The sequence below is a fragment of the Kluyvera intermedia genome, assembly GCF_021440345.1.
Classification (GTDB): domain Bacteria; phylum Pseudomonadota; class Gammaproteobacteria; order Enterobacterales; family Enterobacteriaceae; genus Kluyvera; species Kluyvera intermedia_A.
In genome coordinates, this window is sequence record NZ_JAKCNS010000014.1 from 17602 (window position 1) to 35237 (window position 17636).

Below are 17636 nucleotides of genomic sequence, written 5' to 3' on the forward strand. Positions count from 1 at the left end.
ACGGGCTACCTGGTTTGGCGATGGAAAATATTGATGGTTGTGCTTATAGACCGTTTTAGAAAAACATCCTGACGGCACAGTAAATCAGTAACAGGGCCAGCACCCGATTAACCAGCCGACCATATTGGCGAAAAATCGACTGGAACAGATGGCCGGCTAATGCCCACACCAGATTCCCCAGACAGCCAATAACGGCGAGCAGAATACTGACCGCGGTCACGGAGAGAATATTCTGCGTATACGGCAGCACGAAGGCGGAGAGCGCCGTAATGCCGTACAGAATAATTTTCACGTTGGCAAATTGAAGCCAGAAGCTCAACCAAAAACTCAGGGGCCTTTCGCTGCTGTCATCAGTAGCCGGTGAGCTATTGGCTATCTTCCACGCGAGCCACAGAATATAGGCCGCGCCAACCCATACCAGCCAATGCGTGAGGGAAGGAAGTACGCTGATAAGCGTATAGGTAAAAACGCCACAGATGAGCATAAGCGCCAAAAAGCCAGCGCTCATTCCTGCCAGCACGCGCAAACTGCGGCGAAAACCATGTTGGTTCACTGAACTTAGCGCCAGAATATTATTGGGGCCGGGGGTCAGCGCAGTGATTAATGTATAGGTGAGAAAGCCACTGATTATTGTTGGTGTCACTTGTATTCTCCTTGTTGTCAGCGCATATTAGCCAGCGATATACATTCAAAAAAGCGAATGTTTTCAATCTCTCACTTCTAATTTTTCGATGTGTTTAATGCGGAGTGGCTTTATGGATTTGCGGCGTTTCATCACCTTTAAAACGATTGTGGAAGAGGGGTCTTTTGCGCAGGCTGCCCGCAAGCTGTGCTGCACGCAATCGACCGTCACCTTCCAGATCCAACAGCTGGAACAGGAACTCTCATACCCGGTATTCGAAAAAGTCGGCCGTCGCATGGTGCTGACGCCGGCGGGAAAACTGCTGCTGCCAAAAGTGAGGGAGTTAACGCGCGTGTTGGAAGGGATCCGTGAGATCTCTGCCAGTGAGGAAGAGATCGCGGGAGACTTACGGATAATGGTCGGCGAGACGCTACTGGCTTATAAAATGCCGGAAGTGCTGAGGTTATTTCGGCTTAAAGCACCAAAAGTTCGGCTGTCTTTGCAGTCGGTAAACTGTTATTCCATCCGGGATTCCCTGCTTGCCGATAATACTGATTTGGGCGTTTTTTATCGGGTAGGGCACGATGATGCGCTTCACATGGAATATTTTGGCCAGCAGGAGTTAGTGCTGGTTGCCTCTGCGCAGCTCGAAGATTTTGATTTTACGAGGGTAGAGCAGCACATTCCGGTCAGTTTTATTATCAATGAGCCACAGTGCATCTTCCGGCAAATATTCGAATCCACGCTGCGTGAGCGAAAAATAACGCTGGAGAACACCATTGAGCTTTGGAGCATTGAGAGCATTAAACGATGCGTGGCCAGTAATCTCGGAGTGTCATTCTTGCCATACTTTAGCGTGGCACAGGAACTGGAGTCCGGCGAACTCAAAGCGCTGCCTTTTTCTTCCAATCCGCCGTCCATTACCGCGCTCTGCGCCTATCATGCCGACAGAACCGTCAGCCCAGCGATGAAAATCTTTATCGACTGTATGCGTGAATGTTTGGGTGAAAGTACAACCTGAATACCTGGCCGCAGCCAGGCCCTTACTTCACTGAGTTTTGCGGCATACCGCCGCTAAACAGCATGCGAATACCCAGCCCAATCATCACCACACCGGTGAATCGCTCCTGCCATTTTAAAAAGCCCGGATGCTGGCTAAGCCAGTTGCCGAAGGTGCCTGAGGCGAGGGCGACCGACCCCAGCGACAGGATGCCGGCCAGTTTTTGAATGCTGCCAAGAATAAGCAGCTGTAGCCAGATAGGGCCGACGGCCGGGTCGACAAACTGTGGGAGAAAGGCGAACATGAACAGCAGCGATTTGGGGTTGGTCAGACTGTTAATCGCCCCTTCCTTAACCGCTCTTCGGCCTGATATTTTGACGGTTTTGCCGATCCGCGTGTCGGCCCCTGAGGTCGCGAGCATCTTGACGCCGAGCCATATCAGGTAAGCGGCACCCACCCAGCGGAGGACGTCCAGCGCCAGCGGCCAGGCGTGGACGGCGGCCACCAGCCCGAAGACCAGAAACGAAACCTGAATCGTGCCTGCAATAAAGACGTTGCCGAGCACGGTCAGCAGCGCGATTCGTCGCCCCTGACCAATGCCGCGCGCGATGGTGAGCATCATGTCGGGGCCGGGCGAGATCTCCAGCAGGGCTAAGGCGACGAGGAAAGTGAGGAATGTTTCTGTCGTGGGCATACGGGTGAGCCAAAAGGGAAGAGGTTAGCTACGTTACCGCAATTTCAGCCGGGCAGGAATAATCAGATTTAGCGTTGCCTCATTTGAACCGTGCGGAATGTGTCATCTATTCTTGATAGACGTCAACGTATCAACGATGCCGCATCCCCCATATTACAGGGCCTGAAATGACGCTCAGTTCAGGCAAGGTCAACCGTCAGGGATAATGGGTGATAACAGACGCTATGTGGGGAGCTACGCTTGATGCTTCTCCCCGCGTCAAACGAGATGAAGACAGGGTCCATGATGAAAAAAACGATCGCGATGGTCATTCTTGCTGCCACCACGCTGGCGGGTTTTACCGTACTCCCGGCGCACGCTATCAGCGAAGCCTATCGTGCCCAGCTTGAACGTTCGGGCTGTACGCAGCTAACCGACGGCAATGGCTGCGATATCCATAAGTCAAAAGCGCAGAATCAGGCTGCCGCACAGCCACAAGCGAGCCAGCGCCACGGCAAAGCGGACCCGGAGGCAGCACGGGCGGTGCAGGCGGAAATATTGCCGCAGGTTCGCGATAAGGATCTCGCTCAAGCGATTAAGGTGATGACCCAACAGGGATGGAAGCGAGTGGGTAAAGACGGTGTGACGTTCCAGAAGGCCGGATTCAATGCCTTCCTCAACCAGGATGTGGATAGCCGCAAAGTGGTTGGTGTGACTATCGACTAACAGAAAATGACATTTAATAGATCTCAGGCGATGAGTGAGATCGCCTGAGATCGAACGCGTAGCCTTAGAATATCCGGCCGATGCGCCGCGTTACTTCGCCAGAATTTCCCGACGAATAATCTCAGCGCCCGCGCTTAACGCATTCAGTTTGCCGCGCGCAACGTGACGTGCCAGCGGAGCCATGCCGCAGTTGGTTGACGGATAAAGCTTATCGGCATCGACAAACTGCAGCGCTTTACGCAGCGTATCGGCCACTTCTTCTGCGGTTTCCACAGTGTTGCTGGCAACGTCGATGGCACCCACCATCACTTTTTTACCGCGGATAAGCTCCAGCAGATCCATCGGTACGCGAGAGTTATGGCATTCCAGCGAGATGATATCGATGTTCGATTGCTGCAGCTTAGGGAAAGCCTCTTCGTACTGTCGCCACTCCGAACCCAGCGTTTTCTTCCAGTCGGTATTGGCTTTAATACCGTAGCCGTAACAAATATGCACTGCGGTTTCGCACTTCAGCCCTTCAATGGCGCGCTCTAACGTGGCGATGCCCCAGTCATTCACTTCATCAAAGAAGACGTTAAAGGCCGGTTCATCGAACTGGATAATATCGACGCCTGCAGCCTCTAATTCTCTCGCTTCCTGATTAAGAATTTTGGCGAATTCCCAGGCCAGCTTTTCGCGGCTTTTGTAGTGGTTATCATACAGCGTGTCGATCATGGTCATCGGCCCCGGCAACGCCCATTTAATCGGCTGCTTGGTCAGCTGACGCAGGAATTTTGCATCTTCAACAAACACCGGTTTTTGACGCTCGACGGCACCGACAACCGTTGGGACGCTGGCATCGTAACGGTTACGAATTCGCACGGTCTCGCGCTTTTCAAAATCGACACCGTTCAAATGTTCAATAAAGGTGGTCACAAAGTGCTGACGGGTTTGCTCACCGTCGCTAACGATATCAATACCGGCCAGCTGTTGCTCCGCTAGAGAAAGGCGCAGCGCATCCTGTTTGCCTTCGATTAATTCTTCGTTTTGTAATTTCCACGGGGACCACAGCGTCTCCGGCTGTGCCAGCCAGGACGGTTTCGGCAGGCTGCCAGCAGTGGATGTCGGAAGCAGTGTTTTCATAATAGGTGACCTTATCTGGCGAATGCGTTAAAAAGCGTAGTTAGCAGACCATTGCTCAAGAATGTTCTTGTATGGTTTGATGAAGTTCTCTTCTGTGAACTTCCCTTGCTCAATAGCCAACTGGCTACGCTCTTCGCGATCGTAAACAATCTTGGTTAAAGAGTGATCCTGGTTATTCAGGTTCGGTTGATAACACAGCCCGGCGGCCGAGTTGGCATTATAAATTTCAGGACGATAAATCTTCTGGAACGTCTCCATCGTGCTGATGGTCGCAATCAGCTCAAGGCTGGTGTAATCGCTGAGCAAATCACCGGTGAAGAAGAATGCCAGCGGCGCGACGCTGTTCTGCGGCATGAAATAGCGCACCTTTAGCCCCATCTTGCCGAAATAGGTTTCCGTCAAAGAGGTACCATTTTGCTGGTATTCAAAACCTAAAACTGGGTGCTGGTTGCCGGTCCGCTGATAGGTGTTTTTATTCGACACGCTCAGGCAGATGACCGGCGCTTTGCTAAAATTCTGTTGGTATTCAGCAGAGTTGACGAAATGTTTGAAGATATTGCCGTGCAAATCGCCAAAGTTCTCAGGGATGCTAAATTGCGCCTGCTGCTTATTATGATCCAACAGCAATACGCTGAAATCATAATCGCGGACGTAAGACGAGAAGTTATTCCCGACAATCCCTTCAAAACGCTCGTGAGTCTTGTTATCGATAATATTGGTTTTCAGAATTTCAATGGCCGGGAAGGTATCAGCCTGGTCATCAATATTCATCTCCACTGAAATAATTTCAAGTTCGACGGAATAACGATCGCTTTTTGGGTTATCCCAATGCGCCAGCGTATTAAAGCGGTTATCAATCATCGCCAGCGTATTGCGTAAGTTTTCCTGACGGTTTTCTCCCCGAGCCAGGTTGGCGAAGTTGGTGGTAATACGCGTATTTTCCGAAGGGTTATAATTCTCGTCGAAAATACTGCTGGAAATAGTGAAGGTAAATTCTTTATTCATCGCTCTTGGCATCCTGAGTTCTGACATGAAGAGTGTGCCTGTTTCTGGTCTCACCAGAAAACTCTGGGTTGCCATCTAGCAGCGTTCATGTTGCTGATAAGTTAAGATGAGTTAATTTATGCCAGAGCCGCCGGATGAGGGAAAGCGACTTAATTTCATAACAACATGAGTCATCTTCATGATCGATTTTGGTGGGGCGCTAAATCTCCGGGCCCGAGGAATGGGCGCCGGAGTGGGGGAGACAAACGGGCGTAGAATTACACGGCGTGCGGTTTACTCTGTGCAGCGTTATCGAGCCGCCTGATGGCGGGAACCAGACCCACGCCGGCGGTGGCGACAACGACCGCCAACGCGGCAACCAGCAGCACGTCGCTGGTGCCAAAACGCGCGGCCAGCGGCCCGGCAACCAGTTCACCAAAGGGAATCGCCACAAATGAGCCGACCGCATCATAGGCATAAACGCGGGCCAGTTTTTCGGGCGGGATATGGGTTTGCAGCGAGTGAGCCCACGAGACACCAAAAAGGCCAAAGGCGACACCGGCCGTGAAAAAGGCGGCAACCAGCCACGGCGCTGATGCCGGTTGGCTTAGCAGGAAGATAGGGACAGCGCACAGTGCGACCAGCATTGCGCCGATAAACAGATCGCGCCGAGGGCGCCAGCGCAGGGCAAGGAATGAGCCCACAATCAGGCCAACGCTTTGTGCCGCAATGATTATCCCCCAGCTGGCGCGGCCAAAAGAGGCGTCGGCAATCACCGGGCCCAGCACCATCACAATACCGCTGAACGCCGCATTGATAATGGTGAACTGGACGACAATCGACCATACCCACGCCCGGCTGGCGAACTCTTTCCAGCCCTCTTTTAAATCCAGCAGGATATTGCTTTGTGCTTCACCCACTTTGATGGCTGCCACGCGAATCAACCGATACAGCGGCGCGGCGAATGCAAAGCCGAGAGCATCAATCGCCAGACCCCAGCCGGGGCCAACGGCAGCTATCAGGATCCCGCCAAGCGACGCGCCGATGACCGTACCGCTATAAATACCCAGTTGGATAAGCGCATTGGCTTGACGCAGATTCTGCGCGGGAACCGTTTGAGGAACCAGCGCCGAGGAGGCCGGTAACGCAATACCCGCAGCGGCGCCGTTAAGCGTACCCAGCAGGGCCAGGCTCATGACCGTTGCGGAACCCTCAAGGACTAACCACGCCACGATGGCCTGTGAGATTGCGGCAACCAGAGAAGAGGAGACGAGCACGCGGCTGCGGGAGTAGCGGTCGGCTAAGACGCCGCCAATCAGTAAAAAGGCCACGTTGAACAGAGAGCGGGAGGCGACGACAATCCCGAGGTCGGAGACCGACCCGCCGATATCCAGTACCGCAAACGCCAGCGCGATGGGGGCAATACCGTTGCCGAGTACGGTCAGCAGGCGCGCAAAAAAGAGGTGGCGGAAAGCACTAAAGTGAAAAGCGTGCCCTTTTTTATTATTCGTTTTCATGGTGATAAGGGGTCTGTGTTAGGGATAACGTCTGAATGAAACTGTGTTTCATAATACTGTATCATGAGATGCCTCTACGCAATCGCGTTTTTACTCATCAAATATTGGTGTGGTGTATGAATGATAGATAAATCATTGCTGACAGCTATAAGTGTGACGTAGATCAACATACGATAGTCGAAAATGTTTAATTTATGCTGCGTTAATTGCTCGGTAAAATATCTCATTGCACTCTTTTAATCGCGATATTATCGCTGTTAATAGTTTTCATCTAAGCCTTTACCTTTAAGGATTGGGATGCATTTTGACGTAAAGTAGCCAGCAAAATTATTATAATGAGGACTCTATGCGATATTTGACGCTATTGTTATTACCATTGTTATTAGCAGGATGCGCGACTGTTTCAACAACAAAAACGATTGAGGTTATTCCACAACCTGGGGTTGATCATATCGTTGTAGATACCAACGCGTCTGCACGATGTAAGGATATTTTCTTTATCATTACCTGCCGTCTTAACGTTGAGATGACACCTGTTGGTGGCGTTGACTCCACGATAGCTACAGCTCCATTAGCAAAGGCGACATCAACCGGCACTACAGCTAAAGACAGTGCTTCATCGCGACTGACTGAACTGGATGAGTTAAAAAAGAAACAGCTTATCAGCGTTGACGAATATAAAGTTAAGCGAAATGAGATATTAAGAGGTTTATAATGAAAAAAATAGGTTATGTACTCTTGGTTCTCACGACATTATTACAGGGTTGTGTGAATGTTGGCGCGTCAAAACAGGTAAGAATTCCCGTACAGCCATCGACAAAAAATGTGCTGGTGACCAGCACAGCGACGGTGCACTGTCGGGACTTTATTATATTCTTTAAATGTAAGCTTGATATCGATACGAAACAAATATAATCACTGAGAACATTAACTCGTTGTCGATATAAAGAATATTTGATTAATAAAATAGCCTGATGTTTTTCATCAGGCTATTTATTTATTGCAGGGAAGTGACCGGGAGCTGCGTTCAGTCTGCGGACGTTATGCGCTGCGCGCTTGTCCACCTGTCATAAACGAGATAAAGCAGTTGACCACCGGGCTTATCTCACGGTTCTTGCGCCAGACGACCATCGTATTCACGTTACCAATCTGCGGGGAAATCGCGTGGCTGCGTATACTGAAGCTGGTTTCATACTGCCTGACAACGCTTTCGGGCAGTAGCGCAATCCCCATTCCAGCGCTGACGCAGCCAAGAATCGCCTGAAATGAACCAAATTCAAGTGGCGTTGAATGTTCCACACCCAGAGATTCAAGCCATTGCTCCAGGCGGGAACGATAATTACAGCCTTTCACAAACACCAGCGGTTTTGTCACCAGAAGGTCGGTACCCTGAGTGACCGCCGGATGCTCGGCCGCCGTCACCAACACCAGCGTCTCCTGGCATAAGATCTGTGATTGTAGTGAAGAATTTTCATCATGCAGCTTTTGGTGGTCGGCAACAAAAGCGACATCCAGTTCGTTATTGCTCACCTGTTGCATCAGCAGCTCCGTTGGCGAGGTCTTTAAATTCAGCTCGACGGCGGGCATTTCGCGGTGAAAACTGGCCAGCAATGGCGGCAAGCGAATCGCTGCCGTCGTCTCCATGGCGCCAATTCGCAGCGGGCCCGCGGCCTTTGTTCCCTGCATCGAGAGCTGGGCTTCTTCCAATAGCGCCATGATTTTATTGGCATAGCGCAGCAGAAGTTGGCCCTCTGGGGTGATGTGCAGACGGTTTTTCTCGCGAATGAACAGCGAGACGTCGAGGCTGGTCTCCAGCTGTTTAAGACGGGTCGTGACGTTGGATGATACGCAGTGAAGTTGCCGGGCTGCTGCGGATATCGAGCCCGTTTCTGCTACCGTTTTGAATAAGTTAAGCGCGGTACTGTTCATTGTGACTGTTACTCAAAGTGAACGATCTGGTCTGTTTTATTAACTTTTTATAATCATTTGCTCATGTAAGATAACAATCAAGTTAATTGCCGGATTGAGTGCTAAAAATGGAGCCTGATCACAAAGACGCGCGGTGTCACCAAATTCGTACTGCGGTATTTGGCATGGTCGTATTGACGCTGGGGATGGGGATCGGACGTTTTCTCTATACGCCGATGCTGCCCGTTATGTTGCATGAAGGGCTTTTTACCTTTTCGCAGCTGTCGCTGATTGCGAGCGCCAACTATGCGGGATACCTTTTTGGCAGCCTGCTATTTTCGTTTGGCGTTTTTAATCGTCTGGCCCATCTCAAGGCCATGATGTTGGCGGTTGCGCTGATCACCGGGCTGCTGATTTTATTGATGGCGGTCGTCACGATACCTGAAGTGGTCATCCTCATCCGATTCCTCGCCGGCGTGGCGAGTGCGGGAATGATGATATTTGGCGCCATGCTGGTTCTCCAGCACAGCCATCATCCTGCGGTGGTTGCCTCGTTATTTTCCGGCGTTGGCGTCGGAATTTTTATCGGTAATGAATATGTCATCGCCGGCGTCGCGTATCTGCTGAGTGCAAAAACGCTTTGGCTAGGGGCTTCTTTTATTTCAGGCGTATTGCTGATAGCCATGTGGGTTTTATTACCCCGCGATGCTCATATTCCCAGGACGATGACCCAGTCAGTAAAAGCTGACAACAGTATTCAATGGTGGCTACTGGCCATGTTATATGGCCTGGCTGGGTTTGGCTATATTATTGTCGCCACCTATTTGCCGGTGATGGCAAAAAGATTGGGGGAGACCTTTATCGCCGGACATATCTGGTCGGTTGTGGGTCTGGCGGTGATTCCCGGCTGCTACGGCTGGCTATGGGCTGCCGGTAAATGGAAGCTCCTGCCGTGCCTGAGCATTAATCTGATTGTCCAGGCCTGCTGCGTGGTGCTGGCGGCGATGACCCATTCTTCTATTCTGCTCACGCTAGGCTGTATCGGCTTTGGCGCGACATTTATGGGCACCAGCTCACTGGTGATGCCGCTGGCGAAAAAACTTAACGCACCGCAAAAAGTGAATCTGCTTGGCCTTGTGACCCTAACCTATGGCGTGGGGCAAATTGCCGGGCCGCTAATGGTTAGCGTATTTGAGAGCCGCGGGCAGAGTCTTACCGGGCCGACTCTACTCGGCGCGGGAGCATTATTTGTCGCGGCGGGTATTAGCCATTTACAATACCGAAAAACAAAATCATAACCGCCTCTGCGTATTTTAATATTTAGCAAAATAACCCCCACCTCTACCCTACAGGAGAAATGGACATGCCTTATGTCAATATAAAAATTACCAAAGAAGGCGCAACGGATGAGCAGAAAAAACGGCTCATGGCTGGCGTTACCCAGTTACTGGTGGATGTCCTGAATAAAAACCCCAACACCACGATTGTGGTGATTGATGAGGTTGAAACTGATAACTGGGGGATTGGCGGTGTACCCGTCACTGAATTACGTAAAATAAGCCAATAACGCCATAGAATGAATAACCGGGTGATGAATACGTAGCCCGTTTTATTCTATCAGCACTACGCTAATCTGTATTGATTGTGCAGCGAGCTGAAATCGTGATCGGTCGAATTCATCGGGGCCTCGTATGAAATGGCTGTTAAGCTTCATCTTATGCATCCTGGTTGGTCAGGTTTTTGTCCTGTGCCATATACCACTTGGCATGATGTTTGGTTCGCTAATGACGGTTTTTCTGCTCACGCGCTTCGTTGGCGCAGTGCCAACGCTATCCGGTAGCATTACCTTGATACAGCTCTCGCTGGGAACATCGATTGGGCTGTTAATGCGCCATTTTTCCTTTAGCGAAGGGCTGGAGATTGGACTGTTTTTCGGCCTCTTGCTGCTCTGTTTATCGTTACAATTCACGCTCTGTTACTTCTGGTGTCAGCGAAAATTAGGCTGGAGTAAAGACGAGGCCCTGCTGGGTGCCGTTCCGGGGGCGATGGCCGCGGTGCTGGCGCTGGCCTCGCATATCAAAACGCCGCCGCAAAAAATTGTGATTTCGCATTCATTGCGGCTGATTGTGCTGACTCTACTGGCCGGCTTTATTTCACGTGGTGGCGCGGAAGGTAGTGTAGTACCGGCTTCGGCCGCTTTTTATTCCGTGAATAATTTGCTGTGGCTGACCGCGATTGTTGCCGCAGGCTATGCGCTGGGAAAGCTGCTTGAGCGCTATCATTTCCCCGCGCCGTTTATGCTGACTTCGCTGTTTTGCGCCGCCGCGCTGCATCCGTTGGCCGCAGAAACGCTCTATTTCCCAGATGTCCTCAATCAGCTGAGCATGGTGCTGATGGGGATGCTGCTAGGCCATCATTTCACCCTTTTTTCATTACATGAATTTGGTCGCCACCTGTGGTCTTCGCTCCAGCTTATTGCGATAGGGCTGGGTATCACCGTGCTGATGGCCTGGGTGGCCTCTTTGCTGGTGGATTATCCCTTCTATTTATTGCTGCTCTCCTGGGTTCCCGGCAGCGTCGAAACCATGTCTTTTGCCGCTCTGATGCTAAAGGCCGATGCGGGATTTGTGATGGCCAATCATCTGGTCCGCATGCTACTTATCCATACGCTGCCCGCGCTGGCTATTTATCGGCAAAGCCGGCAAAGGCAGAAATTATCGTAGCGGTGTGGGTGGATATCCCCGGGAATTGATGGCCAGGGTGAAATATCCGGAAAAAAGACCATTCGGATTTAAAGTCAGTGTCCAGGTTGGTAAATCCGGCTAAACGCCTCTATAGTCGAGACAGTTTCCACGCTACAGGATCCACCAATGCGCTTTAACGGACTGGCCAAAGGTTTTTTCATTTTTATTCTTGCCCTCGTGACCTGGGCATTCTTCGATGTTCTCTCTCCTTATTTCTCCGCTATTTTATGGGCTGCGGTATTAACCGTGGTCTTTAACCCGGTTAAAAATAAGCTGCGCAGCGCGCTGGGCGACCGTAATGGGCTGGCGTCATTGCTCACCATCGGCATTATCTGCCTGATTGTTTTTATTCCTTTAATGGTGATTTTGTCCTCGCTGGCGCTTGAGTTGAGCGTGGTCGATACCAAACTGCAGCAGAACAACACCCAGTTTCCTGAAGTGGTCGCCGGTATTTTTTCTCATCTTCCGGGATGGGCCAAAGGATTTCTGGTCGAGCACAATCTGGATAATGCCGCGCAGATCCAGAAAAAACTCTCGGAATTTGCCTTGCAGGGTGGACAGTACCTGGCGGGCAGTGCCTTTCTTATCGGCAAGGGGACCTTCGGCTTTGCTATCAGCTTTGGCATCATGCTGTATCTGCTGTTCTTCCTGCTCAAAGACGGGCCGTTTCTGGTGCGCCAGATTCTGGATTCATTGCCGCTTTCTGATTTTGCCAAACAGCATCTGTTCGCCAAATTTGTCGGCGTGACGCGTGCGACGGTAAAAGGTACGGCGGTGGTAGCGGTAGTTCAAGGCACGCTCGGCGGCATCGCCTTCGCGATTGTCGGTATCGACGGCAGCGTTTTGTGGGGCGCGTTGATGGCGTTTCTCTCACTGGTGCCTGCCGTCGGCTCGGCGATTATCTGGGTACCTGCGGCCATTTTCCTTTTCGCCACGCAGCAGTTGTGGCAAGGGCTGTTTATCGTCGGCTTCTTCGTGATTATCGTCGGGCTGGTGGACAATATTTTGCGTCCGCTGCTGGTGGGCAAAGACACCAAAATGCCGGACTACCTGATCCTGATTACCACCCTGGGCGGTATGGAAATTTACGGCATCAACGGTTTTGTTATCGGCCCGCTGATCGCAGCATTGTTCCTGGCCTGCTGGAACCTGTTCTCCGGGCGCGATCATGCCGGTAACGTAGAAGGGCTGGACGAAGAGTTTATTGAGGAAGGGAAAAACCCTCCAGATTTATAGTGAGAAGACGATAACAGAAGGCGGCCTTGGGGCCGCCTTTTTATTTTTACGCGAAATCATGCATTTCCTATAATTTCAGTAATGCTTATTTATTATCTGTCGCAGAAGGAATCAACAGGTGCGAATAGCCACAATCACGAACTGGGCCTATAGCGCGACGGTATGCCTGACGATTATCTCCGGCATCGTCATGGTGATGGCGTCCAACGCAGATAATACCGAACGCCAGGCGGTAGAACAGCGGCAGGTTTTCGATAAGCTTACCAACGAAGTAGAAACGGATGCCTGGGAGCTATCTGACCTGGCGCGCCTGTACGTTTTGGCGAAAGATCCCGATGTATTGAATGATTATCAGCAGAAAGCCGCGTCCCAGAAAAAAATAGAATATCGGTTATCGAAACTGAAAGATTCTGGTGCCACCCAGGAGGAGCTGACGCTACTGCATGAAGGGCTGCAGATTGTCGATGAATTGCTGGATGAGCAGAAAACAGCGTTCGAAAGCGTAGCGCGGGGAGAAGACAAAGAGGCGGTAGCGCTGCTCTATGGAAAAGCCTATGAACAGGAGCTGGAGCGCGTACAGGAACGGATAGACCATTTCCGCCAGATGCTGGACAACCGTGCGCGTGACGCCATTATCGATGCAACCAAGGCTTCTCGTACGCTGCGCACCCTGTCAGAAGTGATGGTCGGGCTGACTGCGCTGCTCTTTTTGTTCGTCCTCGGCTTCATCTTAAAACGCCGCGTACTGCGCCCGGTGGTCCGCCTGAGCGATGTGGTTCATCGCCTGGCTTCGCAGGATTACGCTGTTGAAACACCTAATTTTAACCAGATTGATGAAATCGGCGATATGGCGCAGGCCATCCGTATTTTTCGCGAAAATGGCCTGGCGCGGCAGCAGCTCGAGAAAGAGCGAGACGCCAACTGGGCGATACGTGAACTGCTGGCACGTATGACCCAGCGTTTGCAGGGATGCGAAAACTTTGCCGATGTTATTAATGTGGCAGAGCTTTTCGCGCCGAATATCGCTCCAGGCGTTGCCGGGCGGCTCTATATACTTGATAGAGAACCCTGGCAGATGCGCTGCGTTGCACAGTGGCTTTCACCGCAGGGCAGCGATGAGCCATTCCATCCGGACGAATGCTGGGCGGTGCGGCGTGGGCAGGGCCATCCCCCGGAGCACGGTGAGCCGGATATCATCTGTTATCACCTGCCAGAGTCGTGTCAGAAAGATACCCTGTGCGTACCGCTCATTGCTCAAGGTGAGGCCATCGGTCTGCTGTCATTCCAGAATATCAACGAAGAAACCACTTCTTTTCGCGGCTATCTGGAGTTGATGGCTGAGGCGCTTGGGCTGGCGTTAGCCAACCAGCGTCTGCGTGATGCCCTGCTGGAAAAAGCGCTTTACGATCCGCTGACCGGTCTGCGTAACCGTCATCATCTGGAAGATATTATGGGTACTCAGATGAGCGAGGCAATCCGTAATAAACAACCAATAAGCTGCTTGATGATCGACATTGATCACTTCAAAAACATCAACGACCGTTTCGGTCATGAAGTGGGCGATGGGGTTATCAAAAGCGTCGCCGCCATTATTCAGCGCGTGGTCCGTGAAGGCGGTATCGCTTTCCGCTACGGGGGCGAAGAGTTCCTGGTTCTGCTGGCCAATATGGATGAAGAGGCCGCTAATCGCTGCGCGTCGGTTATCTTCAACGGGGTGCGCGAGATGCCGCTACGCTTTGGCGGGGTGGATGTGGGACACGTTGACGTCTCTATCGGCGTGGCCAGCTACCCGCAGCATGTGCAGAGCGATAACCTGCTGCGCGCTGCCGACGTGGCGCTCTATCGCGCGAAAGAGCTGGGGCGCTCGCGGATCGTCAGCTTCGGCATGCTGGAGGCCGGGTGACATTTCTCCGATGAAGTGCAAACCGCACTGTAATTTGGTAGATGACGATGCCTTTCGAACCGCGGTTATAATGGTGTAGTGAAAGTAAAAATAAAAACGAGATATTAATGAACAGAGAACTCTTTCTGGTTCTGCTTGTGCTCGCGTCACCTGCGGCGATGGCGGATAAACTGCTTGTCAGCTTAGCCTGTGTTGCAGAGTCCGATTTTAATAATCAGACATCTCTGCGCGGCGCCATGCTGGTTGATGTGAAAGCGTCGGACGATAACATGGGATACGCAGTGACGAAGTATTTATCTAAAGATGGTGATGTTAAGCCGGGGATGACTTATTTCAAAGCAATGACGAAGACGCAGCAAGAGAATAATGAAGATTTCATCTTATTCTCGACCCGGCAAAACGCGGCGGATCTCGGTAAAGATGCTGACTTCTTAGGTATTAACTTTAAAGACCTTGGGGATAAAGAGGGGGCTCTTTATCGCGCGGTTGCGGGACGTGGTCATGATGATGTGAGCATTAGCCGCACAGGCTATTTTTGCGTAGAAAACAAATAGGCCACCCGGATTTATTGGTTTCTTACATCTTTATTCGCTGCGCCCGGTATTATCGACAGCCGCCAGTTACTCCCGGCGGCTTCCTTCCTGCTAATTACCGCACTGCGTGCAGTGGGCCTGTTCCTTTGGTGCTGGCCTTATTTAGCACCTGCTCGATAACTGACGCCAGTTCGTTAATTTCAAACTTGGCGACATAGCCGTCGGCATTCACTTTACGGATATGATCTTCATTGGCGTTCCCCGACAAAGATGAGTGGATTACCACCGGAATATTTTTCAGTCGCGGATCGGTTTTGATCTTGCGGGTGAGGGTGAAGCCGTCCATCTCCGGCATTTCGAGATCGGTTAGCACCAGCGCGATTTTATCGCTCACCGGAATACCTTCCTTCGCGGCTTCCTCGGCCAGCAGTTCGATTTTCTCCCACGCCTCTTTGCCGGTCACATGCAGCTGCGCCGGGATATCCATTGCTTTCAGACCTTTTTCCAGCATGGCGCGCGCCACTTTTGAGTCTTCGGCAACGATAGCGGTGGCACCCGGTTTGATATTGAATTTGCGCGGGCTCAGCTCTTTGGCGTGCAGGTCATGGTTGGCTGGCGTGATGTCGTAGAGAATCTGTTCCACATCGATAACCATCGCCAGATTGTTGCTCTCCACGTGCTCGTCGAGGCAGGCGATACTGGTGATGTATTTACCGTTTACCGCTTTTTCAGCGGTATGGATTTGCGTCCAGTCCAGACGGGTGATGTTCTCAACGGACTCGACGGCAAACGCCTGCACGCTACGGGCATACTCGGTGATAAGCAAAATATTCAGCCCGTTTTTAGGCGTGCAGCCCGCCACGGCGGCGAGATCGATAACCGGGATTATCTGGTCACGAATGTTCACCATTCCCATCAGCGGCGGTTTAATTCCGGCAGGGCGGGTGAAGTTCGGCATCGGGACAATTTCCCGCAGCTTAAAGACGTTAATGCCGTAAAGCTCGGAGGCGTCACTCTGTGACGCTGCGCCCAGCCGGAAGAGCAGCAGCTCAAAACGGTTGGACAGCGTCAGGTTAGCCCGGTCGTCGATCTCTTTCTGGAAGTTATCCATGGTGCCCTCAGCGTGGTAAAGCGTAATCTCGATAGCAGAGTTATCGGCACCAAAGGGCAAAACGTTATGCCAGCGTGAAGGTGGCAAAATCCTCCGCCAGTTCGCATTCCGGGAAATAGTTGCGGCACTCGGCCAACAGGCGACGGCAGCCTTCGGCGTCGTAGCGTGAGCTGACGTGGGTGACGATAAGTCGTTTAGCGTTGGCGGCCCGCGCCAGCTGGGCGGTCTGCTCGGTTGATGAGTGACCGCGACCGTTGGCTTTTTCTGCCATCGCGGCTTCAAGGGTGGCTTCATGCACCATCAAATCGACATCGCGGGCCAATTCCAGCGCGGACTCACAGGGCGCTGTATCACCAAAAATGGCGATCTTTTTGCCGGGCGTTGCCGGGGCGATATAGTCTTTACCGTCAATCGTACGCCCATCGGCCAGCATGACGGACTCACCGGCTTTGAGCCGCTGAAACAGCGGGCCGAACGGGACGCCGGCGGCAATCAGCCGTTTACCATCGAGCGCACCGGGTTTGTCGTGCTCTTCGACACGATAACCGTAGCACTCCACCGGATGGTTTAGCGGATAGGCGGTCACTTTGCGCAGGCCGTCGTCAAGTATTTCGCCTGCGCTGATTTCAATCACTTCCAGCGGGAAATCGGTCCACGAACCGCTTAGCCGCAGACTGGTTTCGACATATTCTTTCAGACCCGTCGGGCCGTAAATGGTCAGCGGCTGGATGTTTCCAGCCATCGAACGGCTACAGATAAGGCCGGGGAGGCCGAACAGGTGATCGCCGTGTAAATGGCTAATAAAAATGCGATCGATTTTTCCCGGATGAAACGCGGTGTTCAGCAACTGGTGCTGGGTGCCTTCACCACAGTCAAAAAGCCACAGCCCCGGCTGCGTTGGATGTTGCAGATGCAGCAGCATTGCTGTTACGTTGCGGGTTCGGGTTGGCACGCCCGCGGATGTGCCTAAAAACGTCAATTGCATAGCGCCGCGCCCCTGGCGGTAAAAAAGGTCTAAGGAGCCTACCATGATTCGCTGGCAAGATTTGCACCATTCTGAACTCACCGTCCCGGAACTGTACGCCCTGCTGAAGCTGCGTAGCGAAGTCTTCGTGGTCGAACAGACCTGCATTTACCTCGATATCGATGGCGACGACCTGCTCGGTGAGAATCGCCATATTCTCGGCTGGCAGGGCGATACGCTGGTGGCCTATGCCCGTATTCTGGTTAGTGAAGAAGAGGTTGAACCGGTGACCATTGGCCGGGTGATCGTCAGCCCCGCGGTACGCGGTGAACGTCTGGGGTACCAGCTGATGGAGCGCGCACTTGCTACCTGCCAGCAGCGTTGGCCAAACCGCGCCGTTTATCTCGGTGCGCAGGCGCATCTTTGCGGTTTTTATGCCCATTTTGGTTTCGTTACCGTGACCGACGTTTATGACGAAGACGGTATTGCACACGTCGGGATGGCGCGCGAGGTTCAGCAAGCCTAAGCGCGTAGCCCCCTAATAATTCTCCTTGCCGCCATCCGGCAACCCCAATTATTAGCGTCTATAGTAA

Annotated in this window: 18 protein-coding genes; 10 read left to right on the forward strand and 8 right to left on the reverse strand. The window is 52.1% G+C overall.

What is annotated here, in order from left to right:
* Positions 1-55: 55 nt before the first annotated feature.
* A complete protein-coding gene (gene eamB / locus LZ634_RS04375; protein WP_234502572.1) occupies positions 56-643 on the reverse strand; it encodes a cysteine/O-acetylserine transporter in 588 nt (195 codons plus the stop codon).
* A gap of 112 nt (positions 644-755) precedes the next feature.
* On the opposite strand from eamB, the gene LZ634_RS04380 reads away from it, so the two are divergent.
* A complete protein-coding gene (locus LZ634_RS04380; RefSeq protein ID WP_234502574.1) occupies positions 756-1643 on the forward strand; it encodes a LysR family transcriptional regulator in 888 nt (295 codons plus the stop codon).
* A gap of 22 nt (positions 1644-1665) precedes the next feature.
* On the opposite strand, the gene LZ634_RS04385 is transcribed toward LZ634_RS04380, so the two are convergent.
* Entirely contained in the window at positions 1666-2316 is a 651-nt protein-coding gene (locus LZ634_RS04385) for a LysE family translocator (RefSeq protein ID WP_234502576.1), read from the reverse strand.
* 285 nt (positions 2317-2601) lie between these two features.
* Here LZ634_RS04385 and LZ634_RS04390 point away from each other — a divergent pair, with 285 nt between their 5' ends.
* Complete coding sequence (locus LZ634_RS04390) at positions 2602-3021, forward strand: hypothetical protein (RefSeq protein WP_414467729.1); 420 nt, start codon at positions 2602-2604, stop codon at positions 3019-3021.
* 90 nt (positions 3022-3111) lie between these two features.
* Here the strand turns inward: LZ634_RS04390 and LZ634_RS04395 are convergent, their stop codons facing one another.
* The 3 genes from LZ634_RS04395 to LZ634_RS04405 all read right to left on the reverse strand — a co-directional run bounded on the left by LZ634_RS04395 (position 3112) and on the right by LZ634_RS04405 (position 6644).
* A complete protein-coding gene (locus LZ634_RS04395; protein WP_234502578.1) occupies positions 3112-4143 on the reverse strand; it encodes a methionine synthase in 1032 nt (343 codons plus the stop codon).
* Between the two features lie 27 nt (positions 4144-4170).
* Positions 4171-5148 (reverse strand): DUF1852 domain-containing protein, encoded by a 978-nt coding sequence (locus LZ634_RS04400; protein ID WP_234502581.1) that lies wholly within the window; start codon positions 5146-5148, stop codon positions 4171-4173.
* Positions 5149-5405: 257 nt separating this feature from the next.
* Positions 5406-6644, reverse strand: a complete 1239-nt coding sequence (locus LZ634_RS04405; RefSeq protein WP_234502583.1) for an MFS transporter — start codon at positions 6642-6644, stop codon at positions 5406-5408.
* Between the two features lie 346 nt (positions 6645-6990).
* Between LZ634_RS04405 and LZ634_RS04410 the strand changes: the two genes are divergently transcribed.
* Positions 6991-7359, forward strand: coding sequence for a hypothetical protein (locus tag LZ634_RS04410; RefSeq protein ID WP_234502585.1), 369 nt, complete (start codon positions 6991-6993; stop codon positions 7357-7359).
* A gap of 326 nt (positions 7360-7685) precedes the next feature.
* On the opposite strand, the gene LZ634_RS04415 is transcribed toward LZ634_RS04410, so the two are convergent.
* Positions 7686-8573, reverse strand: coding sequence for a LysR family transcriptional regulator (locus LZ634_RS04415; protein ID WP_234502586.1), 888 nt, complete (start codon positions 8571-8573; stop codon positions 7686-7688).
* A gap of 107 nt (positions 8574-8680) precedes the next feature.
* On the opposite strand from LZ634_RS04415, the gene LZ634_RS04420 reads away from it, so the two are divergent.
* The 6 genes from LZ634_RS04420 (at position 8681) to LZ634_RS04445 (ending at position 14989) form a co-directional block, all read left to right on the forward strand.
* Positions 8681-9850, forward strand: a complete 1170-nt coding sequence (locus tag LZ634_RS04420) for an MFS transporter (RefSeq protein WP_234502587.1) — start codon at positions 8681-8683, stop codon at positions 9848-9850.
* A gap of 65 nt (positions 9851-9915) precedes the next feature.
* A complete protein-coding gene (locus tag LZ634_RS04425) occupies positions 9916-10119 on the forward strand; it encodes a tautomerase family protein (protein ID WP_234502588.1) in 204 nt (67 codons plus the stop codon).
* A 124-nt stretch (positions 10120-10243) separates the two neighbouring features.
* On the forward strand, positions 10244-11275 hold the full coding sequence (locus LZ634_RS04430) for an AbrB family transcriptional regulator (RefSeq protein ID WP_234502589.1): 1032 nt from the start codon (positions 10244-10246) through the stop codon (positions 11273-11275).
* 147 nt (positions 11276-11422) lie between these two features.
* Complete coding sequence (locus tag LZ634_RS04435) at positions 11423-12532, forward strand: AI-2E family transporter (protein ID WP_234502590.1); 1110 nt, start codon at positions 11423-11425, stop codon at positions 12530-12532.
* A gap of 118 nt (positions 12533-12650) precedes the next feature.
* Positions 12651-14435: a diguanylate cyclase gene (locus LZ634_RS04440; RefSeq protein WP_234502591.1), complete on the forward strand. Its 1785-nt coding sequence runs from the start codon at positions 12651-12653 to the stop codon at positions 14433-14435.
* A 107-nt stretch (positions 14436-14542) separates the two neighbouring features.
* Positions 14543-14989: a hypothetical protein gene (locus tag LZ634_RS04445; RefSeq protein WP_234502592.1), complete on the forward strand. Its 447-nt coding sequence runs from the start codon at positions 14543-14545 to the stop codon at positions 14987-14989.
* Between the two features lie 94 nt (positions 14990-15083).
* Here LZ634_RS04445 and LZ634_RS04450 read toward each other — a convergent pair whose 3' ends face one another.
* Together LZ634_RS04450 and rbn are read right to left on the reverse strand one after the other, a co-directional pair.
* On the reverse strand, positions 15084-16079 hold the full coding sequence (locus tag LZ634_RS04450) for a chemotaxis protein (RefSeq protein ID WP_234502633.1): 996 nt from the start codon (positions 16077-16079) through the stop codon (positions 15084-15086).
* Between the two features lie 64 nt (positions 16080-16143).
* Complete coding sequence (gene rbn, locus LZ634_RS04455) at positions 16144-17064, reverse strand: ribonuclease BN (RefSeq protein WP_234502594.1); 921 nt, start codon at positions 17062-17064, stop codon at positions 16144-16146.
* A 43-nt stretch (positions 17065-17107) separates the two neighbouring features.
* On the opposite strand from rbn, the gene LZ634_RS04460 reads away from it, so the two are divergent.
* On the forward strand, positions 17108-17569 hold the full coding sequence (locus LZ634_RS04460) for a GNAT family N-acetyltransferase (protein WP_234502596.1): 462 nt from the start codon (positions 17108-17110) through the stop codon (positions 17567-17569).
* Positions 17570-17636 lie beyond the last annotated feature (67 nt).